The organism is Aeromicrobium sp. JP4 (assembly GCF_054957925.1).
This window is the reverse complement of the sequence record NZ_CM143290.1, coordinates 1620817-1634633: the sequence shown is the minus strand read 5'-3', so window position 1 is coordinate 1634633 and position 13817 is coordinate 1620817. Positions and strand designations below refer to the sequence as shown.

General features: G+C 71.3%; 12 protein-coding genes. All 12 read left to right on the top strand.

The features are described 5' to 3' along the window. The first annotated feature begins 2 nt into the window (after positions 1–2). On the top strand, positions 3–2051 hold the full coding sequence (locus ACY1JX_RS08105) for an acyltransferase family protein (protein ID WP_462565782.1): 2049 nt from the start codon (positions 3–5) through the stop codon (positions 2049–2051). Between the two features lie 105 nt (positions 2052–2156). Beyond that, complete coding sequence (locus tag ACY1JX_RS08100; protein ID WP_286927634.1) at positions 2157–2825, top strand: redox-sensing transcriptional repressor Rex; 669 nt, start codon at positions 2157–2159, stop codon at positions 2823–2825. A gap of 76 nt (positions 2826–2901) precedes the next feature. Then, positions 2902–4200, top strand: a complete 1299-nt coding sequence (locus ACY1JX_RS08095; protein ID WP_286927635.1) for a glutamyl-tRNA reductase — start codon at positions 2902–2904, stop codon at positions 4198–4200. Beyond that, entirely contained in the window at positions 4197–5120 is a 924-nt protein-coding gene (gene hemC / locus ACY1JX_RS08090; RefSeq protein WP_286927636.1) for a hydroxymethylbilane synthase, read from the top strand. The genes ACY1JX_RS08095 and hemC overlap by 4 nt, the downstream gene beginning before the upstream one ends. A gap of 65 nt (positions 5121–5185) precedes the next feature. Beyond that, positions 5186–6790 carry a uroporphyrinogen-III C-methyltransferase gene (cobA, locus tag ACY1JX_RS08085; RefSeq protein ID WP_286927777.1) on the top strand — a complete coding sequence of 535 codons (1605 nt, stop codon included), beginning with the start codon at positions 5186–5188 and terminating at the stop codon, positions 6788–6790. 132 nt (positions 6791–6922) lie between these two features. Beyond that, a complete protein-coding gene (hemB, locus tag ACY1JX_RS08080) occupies positions 6923–7894 on the top strand; it encodes a porphobilinogen synthase (protein ID WP_462565781.1) in 972 nt (323 codons plus the stop codon). Between the two features lie 108 nt (positions 7895–8002). Beyond that, complete coding sequence (hemL, locus tag ACY1JX_RS08075; protein ID WP_462565780.1) at positions 8003–9322, top strand: glutamate-1-semialdehyde 2,1-aminomutase; 1320 nt, start codon at positions 8003–8005, stop codon at positions 9320–9322. A 15-nt stretch (positions 9323–9337) separates the two neighbouring features. Continuing rightward, positions 9338–9988 carry a histidine phosphatase family protein gene (locus tag ACY1JX_RS08070; RefSeq protein WP_462565779.1) on the top strand — a complete coding sequence of 217 codons (651 nt, stop codon included), beginning with the start codon at positions 9338–9340 and terminating at the stop codon, positions 9986–9988. Next, entirely contained in the window at positions 9985–10560 is a 576-nt protein-coding gene (locus ACY1JX_RS08065; RefSeq protein WP_181754311.1) for a TlpA family protein disulfide reductase, read from the top strand. The genes ACY1JX_RS08070 and ACY1JX_RS08065 overlap by 4 nt, the downstream gene beginning before the upstream one ends. A 74-nt stretch (positions 10561–10634) precedes the next feature. Beyond that, positions 10635–11318 (top strand): cytochrome c biogenesis CcdA family protein, encoded by a 684-nt coding sequence (locus tag ACY1JX_RS08060; protein ID WP_376785961.1) that lies wholly within the window; start codon positions 10635–10637, stop codon positions 11316–11318. Further along, on the top strand, positions 11315–12886 hold the full coding sequence (resB, locus tag ACY1JX_RS08055; RefSeq protein ID WP_286927641.1) for a cytochrome c biogenesis protein ResB: 1572 nt from the start codon (positions 11315–11317) through the stop codon (positions 12884–12886). Before ACY1JX_RS08060 ends, resB begins: the two co-directional genes overlap by 4 nt. Beyond that, complete coding sequence (gene ccsB / locus ACY1JX_RS08050) at positions 12883–13806, top strand: c-type cytochrome biogenesis protein CcsB (RefSeq protein WP_181754315.1); 924 nt, start codon at positions 12883–12885, stop codon at positions 13804–13806. Before resB ends, ccsB begins: the two co-directional genes overlap by 4 nt. Positions 13807–13817 lie beyond the last annotated feature (11 nt).

The following is a 13817-nucleotide window of genomic DNA, read 5'->3' as shown; positions in this document are numbered from 1 at the left end:
TGATGCGTCCCGAGATCCAGGCCCTGCGGGCGGTCGCCGTCCTGGCGGTCGTCGGCTTCCACCTGTGGCCCGGCCGCCTGAGCGGCGGCTACATCGGCGTCGACGTCTTCTTCGTCATCTCCGGCTTCCTCATCACGAGCCACCTGATGCGCGAGGTCGAGCGCCAGGACCGCGTCGACCTCGCCCAGTTCTGGGCGCGGCGCGCCCGGCGCCTGCTGCCGGCGGCGTACCTCGTGCTGTTCGTGACGGCCATCGGCGTGCTGCTGTGGCTGCCGCCGGCCCAGTGGACGCAGAACTTCCGCGAGATCGTCGGCTCGACCCTGTACGTCGAGAACTGGGTCCTGGCGATCGACTCGGTCGACTACCTCGCCGCCGACGGCGTCCCGTCGGCCGTCCAGCACTACTGGACCCTCTCGGTGGAGGAGCAGTTCTACCTCGTCTGGCCGCTGCTGATCATCGGCGCCCTCGCGCTCGCACGCCGCTTCGGCGGGCTGTCCCGGAAGCGCGCCGTCGTGATCGTGCTGTCGGTCGTGACGCTCGCGAGCTTCCTGTACTCGCTGTGGCTCACCGCGCAGCACCCACAGCTGGCCTACTTCGCGACGCCGGCACGGGCGTGGCAGTTCGGCGCGGGCGCCGTGTTCGCGGTGGCCCTCGTCGACCGGATCCGGCTGCCGCGCCGCACCGCGATCGCCGCCTCGTGGATCGGCTTCGGCGTGATCGCCGTGTGCTCCTACGTCTACGACGAGAGCACGCCGTTCCCCGGCACCGCCGCGATCGCGCCGGTGCTGGCGACGCTGCTCGTGATCGCGGCCGGCACCCCTTCGGGGCGTCTCTCGCCCACGCCGCTGATGGCGTGGCGACCCGTGCAGACCACGGGCGACCTCTCGTACTCGATGTACCTGTGGCACTGGCCGCCGATCATCCTGCTGCCCGAGATCCTCGACGGCGAGATGGGCCTGTGGCCGCGCGTGGGCATCCTCGTCGCGACCTTCGTCCTGGCCTGGCTCACGATGCGCTTCGTCGAGAACCCGATCCGCTTCGGCACGCGCTTCGGCATCCGCCGGCCCGTCGTCACCGCGATCGGCTCGCTGACCGCCGCGGCCGTGGTCGTGGGAGTCGCCGCGTACGGCTGGCAGGCCGGCCGCGCGCAGGAGGAGCGTGCCGAGCAGCTGACAGCGCGCGTCAACGCCGACATGCCCGACTGCTTCGGCGCCGGCTCGATGCCACCGGCGGGGGAGTGCGAGAACCCCGACCTCGCCACGATGCGCGTCCCCGCCGGGCCCGACGTCAGTCGCGACTGGGGCGGCCGCAGCGAGTGCTGGGGCAAGAACGAGCAGGTCGAGCTCAAGTCGTGCGAGTTCGGCGAGCGCTCCGGCGACCGGCCCCACGTCGTGCTGCTGGGCGACTCCCACGCGCGGGCCATGCTGCCCGCCTTCGTGCGCCTGGCCGAGATCGGCGAGCTCTCGCTGACCACCCACCTCAAGGGCGGCTGCGCCTGGTCGACCGACCTGCCGGGCCGCACCGCCGTTCCCGAGGTCCTCGACACGTGTCCCGCGTGGCGCGGCAACGTCGAGGAGTGGCTCGGGCAGAACCGCGACGACATCGACCTGATCGTCACCACCGGCTACTCGCGCAACCTCGCGGGCTCGCGCACGCAGCAGGCGAAGGCGCTCTCGGAGGCGTGGACCCGCGGGACGAAGCTGGGCATCCCGGTGGCCGCGCTCGTCGACAACCCCGACAACGGCACCCCGCCGGCGAAGTGCCTGGACCGCGTCGACTCGTGGGACGAGACCACGTGCTCGGTCCCGCGTGAGGACGCGTTCCCGTACGGCGACCCGTTCGGCGAGGCGGCCCGGATGACCGACGGTGCGCACCGGATCGACATGACCGACTTCTACTGCCTCGAGGACGTCTGCCCCGCGATGATCGGCGGCGTGAACGTCTATCGCGACCGTCACCATTTCACCGCGACGTTCACCCGGACGCTCGCCCCATTCCTGTGGAACCGCATCACCGGGGCGGTCGACGGGCTCCCCACCGGTAACCGCTGAACGGGCCGCGTCGTCGTCGCCGATTTTGTGAAAGGGTTCCCAAACTCTTAGACTGACGGCGCGCCACGGCCCAAAATTCCCGTCATTCCGCGGCGCAGGAGCATCGTGACCATTCTTCGCAGCCCCGCTGGGATCCCCGACGCCACCGTCGCCCGGCTCCCGCTGTACCTGCGTGCTCTCGATGAGCTCGCGGAGCGAGGGACCGACGTCTGCTCGTCCGAGCACCTGGCCACCGCGGCCGGCGTGAACTCCGCGATCGTCCGCAAGGACCTCTCGCACCTGGGCTCCTACGGCACCCGCGGCGTCGGCTACGACGTCCGCTTCCTGGCCGGTCACATCGCCACCGTCGTCGGCCAGACCCAGCCCTGGCCCGTCGTCATCGTCGGCGCCGGCCACCTCGGCACGGCCCTCGCCGCCTACCAGGGCTTCGGCGCCCGGGGCGTCAAGGTCGCCGCGATCGTCGACGCCGACCCCGAACTGATCGGCACCGACGTCGGCGGTCACGAAGTGCTCTCGATCGACGACCTGGCGGCCATCGTCGTGCGCGACGAGGTCTCGCTGGGCATCATCGCCACCCCGCCCGCCGCCGCGCAGAGCGTCGCGGACGCCCTCGTCGCCGCCGGCATCAGCAGCATCCTGAACTTCGCGCCCACCGCGCTGCAGGTCCCCGCCGAGGTCGATCTCCGCCAGGTCGACGTCGCCGCCGAGCTGCAGATCCTGGGCTACCACGCCCACCGCCGGCAGGCGGCTCCCAGCACGGAGGTGCTCGCATGAACGAGCGTCAGCGAGTGAACCAACGGCACCTCATGCCGGCACGCCCGTACCGTCGCCTCTCCTCGGGGGTGACGGCATGAGCGTTCTCGTCGTCGGACTGTCCCACCGGTCGGCGCCCGTCGACCTGCTCGAGCAGGCCTCCCTCGACACCGATGCGGCCGTCAAGCTGTCGCACCTGGCGCTCGACGTCCCGGCCGTCACCGAGTCGGCCGTCATCTCCACGTGCAACCGCGTCGAGGTCTACGTCGAGGCCGACCGCTTCCACGGCTCGGTCGAGGAGGTCACGCAGCTGCTGGCCGACATGGCCGGACTGCGTCGCGAGGCCCTGCTGCCGTACGTCTACGTGCACTACGACCAGGCCGCCGTGGCCCACCTGTTCCGCGTGGCCGCCGGACTCGACTCGATGATCCTGGGCGAGAGCCAGATCCTCGGCCAGGTGCGCTCCACGCTGCACCAGTCCCAGGCCGAGGCCACCGCCGGCACCAGCCTCAACACGCTCTTCCAGCAGGCCCTGCGCATCGGCAAGCGCGGTCACGCCGAGACCGGCATCGACCGCCTCGCGCCGTCGCTGGTCACCGCCGCCCTCGGTGCCGCGGGCGACGCGGTCACCGATCCGCAGGCCCGCTTCCTCGTCGCCGGCGCCGGCACGATGAGCCTGCTCGCCGTGCGCACCCTGATCGAGCGCGGCGTCGAGCCGTCGCGGATCTGGGTCGCGAACCGCACGTTCCAGCGCGCCTTCGAGCTCGTCGCCAGCCACGGCGTCAGCGCGGTCCGCTGGGAGTCGCTCGACGTCGAGCTCTCCGCCGCCGACGTGCTCATCACCTGCACCGGAGCCGCGGGCGTCGTCTTCGACACCGAGCGGATCGAGCGCGCCATGAGCGACGGCCGCCCGCTCACGGTCATCGACCTGGCGCTGCCGCGCGACGTCTCGCACGAGGTGCGTGACCTGCCGAACGTCGACGTCATCGACATCGAGGTCCTGGCCGCCCACGCCACCGCCGACTCCGTCGCCGAGGACGTCGAGCAGGTCCGCGAGATCGTGCAGTCCGAGGTCGACTCGTTCCTGGCCAGCCGCCAGCAGGCGAAGGTCACGCCCACGGTCGTCGCGCTGCGCAGCATGGCCACCGAGGTCGTCAGCTCCGAGACCGCGCGCCTGCAAAGCCGGCTGTCCGGCCTCGACGACGCCCAGCTCGACGAGGTCCGCCGCGCGATGCGCCGTGTCGCCGAGAAGCTGATCCACCAGCCCACGGTGCGCGTCAAGGAGCTCGTCGAGGGCCCCGAGAACCTCACCTACGCCGACGCGCTGGCCCACCTGTTCCAGCTCGACCCCTCGGCCGTCAGCGCCGTCACCGACCCCGGAGGTGACCCCGCGTGATCCGTCTCGGAACCCGCGCCAGCAAGCTCGCCACCACCCAGTCCGGCTGGGTCGCCGACCGCCTCCGCGAGGCGCACGGCGTCGAGGTCGAGCTCGTCGAGATCTCCACCTACGGTGATCGCTCCAGCGCTCCGCTGGCCCAGATCGGCGGCACCGGCGTCTTCGTCGCGGCCGTCCGCGAGGCCGTGCTCGACGGCACGGTCGACTTCGCCGTGCACTCGCTCAAGGACCTGCCCACCGGCGCCGCCGAGGGCCTCACCCTGGCCGCCGTGCCGGTGCGCGAGGACCCCCGCGACGTCCTGATCGCCCGCGACGGCCTCACCCTCGGCGAGCTGCCCCGCGGCGCCCGGGTCGGCACCGGCAGCCCCCGCCGGGTCAGCCAGCTGAACGCCCTCGGGCTCGGCATCGAGATCGCCGAGCTGCGCGGCAACGTCGACACCCGCATCGGCAAGGTCACCGGCGGCGAGCTCGACGCGATCGTGCTCGCCCGCGCCGGCCTGCTGCGCCTGGGCCGCGCCGACGAGGCCACCGAGGTCCTCGACCCCCTCCAGATGCTGCCGGCTCCCGGACAGGGAGCCCTCGCGTGCGAGTGCCGCGCCGATGACGACGCGACCACCGCACTGCTCGCCGTGCTCGACGATCCCGACACCCGGGCCGCCGTCACGGCCGAGCGCACCCTCCTCGCCACCCTCGAGGCCGGGTGCAGCGCTCCGGTCGGAGCCCTCGCCGACGTCGTCTGGGGGGACGACGGGGACGAGCTCTGGCTGCGCGCCGTCGTCGGAGACCTCTCCGGCAACCCCGTCATCCGACGTTCCGCCTCCGGTGCTCCCACGGAAGCCGCCGCCCTCGGGCGTCGTCTCGCCGAGGAGCTGCTGGCCGAGGGCGCCGATCAGCTCATGGGATCGGTGACCACCTCATGAGCAACAACCTGCACGAGACTCCGCCACCGATCACAGCAAGGAAGAGCGTGTCCACCACCTCCGCGATGCCCACGTCCCCCGCCACGACCGCGCCGACCGCCCAGCCCGCCGGGCGGGTGAGCTTCGTCGGCGCCGGTCCAGGCGACGCCAGCCTGTTGACCGTCCGCGCCACCGAGGTGCTCGCCCAGGCCGACGTCGTGATCGTCGAAGCGCCTGAGCAGCACGCGCTCGTCACGAACGGTGCCGACGTGATCGACGGCGGCACGAACGCCGCCGGCGAGACCCTGACCCACGCCGCCCGCGGCAAGCTCGTCGTCAAGCACGCCAAGACCGGCGCGCACGTCGTGCGCCTCATGGTCGGCGACCCGTTCACCTACGCCACCGGCCCCGAGGAGGCCCAGGCCTGCGCCAAGGCGGGCATCTCCTTCGAGGTCGTCCCCGGTGTCTCCTCGGTCTCCGCGGTCCCGGCCTACGCCGGCGTGCCGCTGACCGACAAGCAGCACCGCGAGTTCAAGGTCGTCAGCGTCGGCGACTCGAACGTCGACTGGAGCGAGGCTGCGCGTCACGAGACGCTCGTCCTGCTCTCGGCCGTGAACCGCATCGGCGAGGTCGCCGCCGGCCTCGTGGCCGCGGGCCGCTCGCCCGAGACGCCCGTCGCGATGACGCGCCAGGGCACCACCACCGCGCAGGAGACGGTCGTCTCCACGCTGGCCGGGATCGCCGAGGCGGCCGCCGCCTCGCACATGACTCCGCCGGCCATCGTGGTCGTGGGCGAGGTCGTCGCCCAGCGCGAGGTCCTGTCGTGGTTCGAGACCAAGCCGCTCTACGGCTGGCGCGTCCTGGTGCCCCGCACCAAGGAGCAGTCGCAGTCCCTCGCCTCCCGCCTGCGGATGTACGGCGCGGTGTCCGAGGAGGTCCCGACCATCTCGGTCGAGCCGCCGCGCAATCCGCAGCAGATGGACAAGGCCGTCCGCGGCCTCGTCGAGGGCCGCTACGAGTGGGTCGCCTTCACCAGCGTCAACGCCGTCAAGGCCGTCCGCGAGAAGTTCGAGGAGTACGGCCTCGACGCCCGTGCCTTCAGCGGCCTGAAGATCGCCGCCGTCGGCGAGAAGACCGCGCAGGCCATCGAGACGTGGGGCATCCGCCCCGACCTCGTGCCGTCGGGCGAGCAGTCCGGTCGCGGCCTGCTCGAGGACTGGCCGCCGTTCGACGAGCTGCTCGACCCGATCAACCGGGTCTTCCTGCCGCGCGCCGACATCGCCACCGAGACCCTCGCGGCCGGCCTGGTCGAGCTGGGCTGGGAGGTCGACGACGTCACCGCCTACCGCACCGTGCGCGCCTCGCCGCCGCCGGCGCCCACGCGTGAGGCGATCAAGTCGGGCAAGTTCGACGCCGTGCTGTTCACGTCGAGCTCGACCGTGCGCAACCTCGTCGGCATCGCCGGCAAGCCGCACGCGACGACGATCATCGCCTGCATCGGCCCGGCCACGGCCAAGACCGCCGAGGAGCACGGCCTGCGGGTCGACGTGATGGCCGAGAAGCCGTCCGCCGAGGAGCTGGCCGACGCGCTCGCGCAGTTCGGCGAGCAGCGCCGCCTGCAGTTCATCGAGGCCGGCGACCCCGTCCTGCGCCCCTCGCAGAAGAAGCCGTCCTCGCGCCGCAAGGCCTGAGTCGGGCGGATCTCGATACGCCCGCTCGTTCCTCGCGGAGCTACTCGATCACCGAGACCACCGGTGGTTGAGTAGCTCGCGAGCGCAGCGAGCGGCGTATCGAAACCATCGTCCTCGTCCAAGGAGGCAAGCATGATCGAACGCCCACGCCGGCTGCGGTCCACCGCGGCCGTGCGACGCCTCGTGCGCGAGACGCACCTGGTGCCGTCGCAGCTCGTCCTGCCGATGTTCGTGGCCGAGGGGATCACCGAGCCCCGGCCGATCGCGAGCATGCCGGGCGTCGTCCAGCACTCGCGCGAGTCCGCCCGCAAGGCCTACGCCGAGGCGGTCGAGCTGGGCCTGGGCGGCGTCATGCTGTTCGGCGTTCCCGAGCACAAGGACGCGCAGGGCTCGGGCGCGCTCGACCCCGAGGGCATCCTCAACGTCGCCATCGCCGACGCACGGGCGGAGGTCGGTGACGACCTGCTCGTCATGAGCGACCTGTGCCTGGACGAGTTCACCGACCACGGTCACTGCGGCGTGCTCGACGCGCAGGGCCGGGTCGACAACGACGCCACCGTCGAGATCTATGGGCGGATGGGCGTGGCGCAGGCGCAGGCCGGCGCCCACGTCGTCGCCCCCAGCGGCATGATGGACGGCCAGATCGACGTGATCCGCCGCGACCTCGACGTCGCCGGCCACGAGGACGTCGTCGTCCTGGCCTACGCGGCCAAGTACGCCTCGGCGTTCTACGGCCCGTTCCGCGAGGCGGTCGACTCCTCGCTGCAGGGTGACCGCCGCACCTACCAGCAGGACCCCGGCAACCGGCGCGAGTCGCTGCGCGAGACGCTCCTGGACGTCGAGCAGGGCGCCGACATCGTCATGGTGAAGCCCGCGATGTCCTACCTCGACATCCTGGCCGACGTGCGGGCGGCCGTGGACGTGCCCGTCGCGGCCTACCAGGTCTCGGGCGAGTACGCGATGGTCGAGGCCGCCGCCGCCCAGGGCTGGATCGACCGCGACCGCGCGATCGACGAGTCCCTCCTGTCGATCCGCCGCGCCGGCGCCGACATCGTCCTGACCTACTGGGCGGCCGAGGTCGCCCGCCGACTGCGCAGCCGGTGATCGAGTGACGGCGAGCTTGCGAGACGTCGTATCGAGATCACGTGGTCTCGATACGTTCGCTCGTTCCTCGCGAACACTCGACCGCCGGGGTACCCGAGAGGAGCACGCATGAGCACCACCGCATCCGAGGAGCTGTTCGCCCGGGCCCAGCAGGTCTCGCCCGGCGGCGTGAACTCGCCGGTGCGCGCGTTCCGCGCCGTCGGCGGCACGCCGCGCTTCATGAAGTCCGGCTCGGGCGCGTGGCTCACCGACGCCGACGACAACCGCTACGTCGACCTCGTCGGCTCGTGGGGTCCGATGCTGCTGGGCCACGCGCACCCCGAGGTCATCGAGGCGGTCACCGCCGCCGCCGCCCGCGGCACCAGCTTCGGCACCCCGGCCGAGCCCGAGGTGCTGCTCGCCGAGGAGATCGTCGGCCGTACCCCCGTCGAGCGGGTCCGCATGGTCTCGTCGGGCACCGAGGCCACGATGTCGGCCATCCGGCTGGCCCGAGGTTTCACCGGCCGCGACCGCATCGTGAAGTTCAGCGGCTGCTACCACGGCCACGTGGACGCACTCCTCGCCGAAGCCGGCTCGGGCGTCGTCACGCTCGGCATCCCGGGCACGCCGGGCGTGCCCGCGCACGTCACGGCCGACACGATCGTGCTGCCCTACAACGACCCGGCCGCCGTCGACGCCGCGTTCGCCGAGTACGGCGACCAGATCGCGTGCGTCATCACCGAGGCCGCCGCCGGCAACATGGGCGTCGTCCCGCCGCACCCGGGCTTCAACGAGCACCTCGCCCGCACCTGCGCCGCGAACGGCGCCCTGTTCATCACCGACGAGGTGATGACCGGCTTCCGCGCGGCGCGCAGCGGCTACTGGGAGATCGACGGCCAGGTCGAGGGCTGGCAGCCCGACCTCATGACGTTCGGCAAGGTCATGGGCGGCGGGTTCCCCGCGGCGGCTTTCGGGGGTCGCGCCGACGTGATGGACCTGCTCGCGCCGGTCGGCCCGGTCTACCAGGCGGGCACGCTGTCGGGCAATCCCGTCGCCACCACCGCGGGCCTCACCACGCTGCGGCTGGCCACCCCCGAGGTCTACGACCGGCTCTCCGCCACCTCGTCACAGGTGCAGCAGCTGGTCTCCGAGGCGCTCGCCGAGGCCGGCGTCGCGCACACCCTGCAGACCGCCGGGACGATGTTCAGCATCTTCTGGGGCGTCGCCGAGCCGGTGGCCGACTTCGCCGGCGCGCAGTCCCAGGACACGGCGGCCTACACGGCCTTCTTCCACGCCATGCTCGACGCCGGCGTCTACCTGCCGCCGTCGGCCTACGAGGCCTGGTTCCTGTCGGCAGCCCATGACCCCGACGTCGACTCCGAGCCCCTCTCTAGACTGGCCGAAGCCCTCCCCGGCGCGGCCCGCGCGGCAGCCGCTGCGGCCCGCTGACACGAAGGAACCCAGATGAGCACCCGCACGATCGTCCACCTGATGCGCCACGGCGAGGTCCACAACCCCGGCGGGGTCCTGTACGGCCGCCTGGCCGGCTACAACCTCTCCGATCTCGGCAACCAGATGGCCGCCACGGTCGCGGAGTCGTTGAAGACCCACGACATCACGCACCTGGTCGCCTCGCCGCTGGAGCGCGCGCAGCAGACCGCCCGGCCCGTGGCCGACATCCTCAAGCTCGACATCCAGACCGACGAGCGTGTCATCGAGGCCGGCAACAAGTTCGAGGGCCGCACCGTCGGCGTGGGGCCCAAGGCGTTCCTGAACCCGCGCTTCTGGCCGTGGCTGTGGAACCCGTTCCGCCCGTCGTGGGGCGAGGCGTACGCGCACATCGCCGCGCGCATGCTGCTGGCGATCGACGACGCCCGCGAGGCGGCGCGCGGTCACGAGGCGCTCATCGTGTCGCACCAGCTGCCCGTGTGGATCGCGCGCAAGTCCTACGAGAAGGGCCGCTTCGCGCACGACCCGCGCAATCGCCAGTGCTCGCTGGCCAGCCTCACCACGCTGACGTTCGAGGACGACGCCTTCAAGGGCTTGGTCTACAGCGAGCCCGCCGGTCACCTCATCCCCGACGCCCTGCGCGGCAAGTTCATCGGTGGAGCATGAGAAGCACTCGATTCGCTCGCCTCGTCGTGGTCGTTCTTGTCGCACTCGTTCTCTCGGCGTGCGTCGGCGGGGTGCAGGACACCGGTGAGGACGGCTTCATCAACGGCAACGGCGAGATCACCTTCGTCGACCCCGGCAAGCGCAAGACCGCGCCCGAGCTCTCCGGCGCCGACCTGGACGGCAACCAGATCAGCAGCGCCGACTTCCAGGGGAAGATCCTGGTCGTGAATCTCTGGGGCTCGTGGTGCGCTCCGTGCCGGAAGGAGGCCCCCGCTCTGGCGAAGGCCTCGAGGGAGCTGGCCGACCAGAACGTGCAGTTCCTGGGCCTGTTGACCAAGGACGACCCGGCCAGCGCGAAGGCGTTCAACGAGTCCTTCGGAATCAGCTACCCGAGCATCGACGACTCCTCGGGCCGCAACCAGGCCGTCTTTGCCGACGTCCTGCCGTCCATGGCGATCCCGACCACGTGGGTCATCGACAAGAACGGGAAGGTCGCGGCGCGCGTCATGGGCGAGCTCACCGACGCGACGCTGCGCGGTCTGGTCGACCAGACCAAGAAGAGCACCCAGTGATCGCTGGCGACGTCAGCGACTGGTTCCTCGAGACCGCCGCGTCTGGCAACCTCGTCCTCACGGTCCCCGTCGCCCTGCTCGCCGGCCTCCTCTCGTTCTTCAGCCCCTGCGTCGTCCCGCTGCTGCCGGGCTACCTGTCCTACGTCTCGGGGGTGGCGGTCACCGAGCTGGAGACCGCGCGCCGTGGCCGGGTCGTCACGGGCTCCCTGCTCTTCGTGCTGGGCTTCAGTTCGGTGTTCGTCGCCGGGGGAGCGCTGTTCGGTGCCGCGGGTCAGCAGCTGCTGCCCTATCAGCGGGAGATCTCGATCATCGCCGGCGTGCTGCTGGTGGTGATGGGCGTGGTCTTCATGGGCTGGGTCCCCGTGCTGCAGCGCGACGTGCGCAAGCACGGCGTCCGCCGCGTGGGCCTGCTCGCCGCGCCCGTGCTGGGCGTCGTGTTCGGCGTCGGCTGGACGCCCTGCATCGGTCCCACGCTCACGGCCGTGCTGGCGCTCTCGGCCAACGAGGCCACCGCCGGACGCGGGGCGTTCCTCGCGCTCGTCTACTGCCTCGGGCTCGGCATCCCGTTCGTCCTCGCGGCCCTGTTCCTCACCCGGTTCCTGCGTGTCACCGGCTGGGTGCGCACCCACCAGCGCGCCGTGTCGGCCGTCGGGGCGAGCCTGCTCATCGCCACCGGCGTCCTGCTGATCACCGGCTGGTGGCAGGACATCGTCATCGCCCTGCAGCACTGGATCAATGGATTCGAGGTCCCCCTGTGAGCCCCCGCGACAAGCGCAACGAGACCGCCTCCGAGCTGCGCCCCGTCGAGTTCGCCCGCTGGGCCTGGCGCCAGCTGACCTCGATGCGCACGGCCCTGCTGCTGCTCCTGCTGCTCGCCGTCGCGGCGGTGCCGGGGTCGTTCATCCCGCAGCGTGGCGTCGACGCCCGTGCCGTGCAGGCCTACTACCTCGACCACCCCAAGCTGGCTCCCGTGCTGGAGAGGCTGGGCGGCTTCAGCGTGTTCTCGTCGGTGTGGTTCAGCGCCATCTACCTGCTGCTGATGGTCTCGCTGATCGGCTGCATCCTGCCGCGCACCAAGGTCTACGCGCAGGCGCTCAGGGCCCGCCCGCCGAAGGCGCCCCGCAACTTCGCCCGCATGCCGGCCTCGGAGCGGTTCGAGACCGACGCGTCCGTCACCGAGGTGCTCGAGGCCGGTCGCCGTGCTCTCGGGCGCGCGCGCATCGATGTCGTCGAGGAGGGCGACACCGGCGAGCTGCGCGCCGAGAAGGGCTACCTGCGCGAGTTCGGCAACTTGGTCTTCCACGTGTGTGTCCTCGTGGCGCTCGTGGGCGTGGCCGCCGCCGCGCTGTGGGGCTACCGCGGCAACGTGATCGTGGTCGAGGGCAATGGCTTCAGCAACACCCTGTCGCAGTACGACGAGTTCTCCTCCGGCGCGATGTTCGACGCCCAGTCCGGTCTCGAGCCGTGGTCGCTGCAGCTCGAGGACCTCCTCGCCCGTTTCTACGTCGAGGGCAACCAGCGCGGCGCCCCCAAGCTGTTCCGCGCCACGGGCACCTACAACGAGGCGGGGAAGGACGACGATGACTTCAAGATCGAGGTCAACCACCCGCTCTCGGTGGGCAGCGAGGACGTCTTCCTCGTGGGCCAGGGCTACGCGCCCGTCATCCGGGTCACCGACGCCTCCGGCAAGGTGGCGTTCGACGGCCCCGTGCCGTTCCTGCCCGCCGACTCCACGTACACCTCCACCGGTGTCGTGAAGGTGCCCGACGCCGACGGCGAACAGCTGGGCTTCCAGGGCTTCTTCCTGCCCACCGCGTTCTCCTCGAGCCCCGACAAGCCGTCGGTCTCGGTGTTCCCCGGCGCGCTGAACCCGCGGATCGGCATGAACCTGTGGACCGGCGACCTCGGCCTGGACGAGGGCGTCTCGCAGTCGGTCTACTCGCTCGACACCAGCAAGATGACCCAGGTCAAGGACGGCGACGGAAACTTCCGCGTCGACATCGGCCCGGGCGAGAGCCAGGAGCTGCCCGGCGGCGGCACGATCGAGTTCGTCGAGCTCAAGCAGTTCGCGAGGTTCCAGATCGGGCACACGCCGGTCCCGTGGCTCCCGTTGCTCGGCGTCGGCCTCGGCATCCTGGGCCTCACCGCCTCCCTGCTCGTCCGGCCCCGGCGCACCTGGATCCGGGCCCGCGCCGAGGGATCACGTACCGTGGTGGAGGTGGCGGCGCTCGACCGCGTTCCCCGTGACGACCTGCCCGCAGAACTCGACGACCTGATGTCCCGGCTCCACGCTGAACTGGGCGAGCAGGAGAAGGAAAAGGCATGACACTCGACCAGTGGGCCCAGCTCTCCAACTACCTCACCGGCTCGGCCTTCGCCGTGCTGTGTGTCGCGTTCTTCTGCCACGTCGCCGAGTGGCTCACGGCTCGCGCCAAGGCTCCCGTCGCCGTGGCGGCCGGGAGCGGCGACGTCCTCCCCGAGGACACCGATGAGGCCGAGACCGACACGCCCGACCGCCTCGTCGGCGTCGCCGTGTCGCTCACCGTGCTCGGCACGCTGCTGCTGATCGGCGCTGCGGTCACCCGCGGCCTGGCCACGCAGCGCGCGCCCTACGGCAACATGTACGAGTTCGGCGTGACTGGCACGGCGATCGCACTGTCGGTCTACCTCGTCATGGTGTGGCGCTCGAAGATCCAGTGGATGGGCGGCGTCGTGCTGGCCGTCTGCCTGTTCATCCTCGCGATGTCCATCTCCACCTACACGCCGGCCGGACCTCTCGTGCCCGCGCTGAACACGTTCTGGAAGTACATCCACGTCACCTCCATCATGACCGCCGCCGCGCTGTTCATGGTCGGTGCCGCGGCCAGCGTGCTGTACCTCGTCAAGGCTCGAGCCGAGGAGCGCGGCAGCGTCGGCCCGGTCCTGGAGCGGTTCCCCGCCGCCGCGCGCATCGACCAGGTGGCGTTCCGCATGAACGCGGTCGGCTTCCCGCTGTGGACCTTCGGCGCGTTGATCTCCGGCCCGATCTGGGCCCACCTCGCGTGGGGCCGCTACTGGGGCTGGGACCCGAAGGAGGTCTGGGCGCTCATCACCTGGATCGTCTACGCGGGCTACCTTCACGCCCGCGTGACCGCCGGCTGGAAGGGCAAGCGCGCCGCCTACCTCGCGCTCGTCGGGTTCACGACGTTCATCATCAGCTACTACATCGTCAACTTGTTCATCTCCGGTCAGCACAGCTACGCCTGACCGATTCGCTA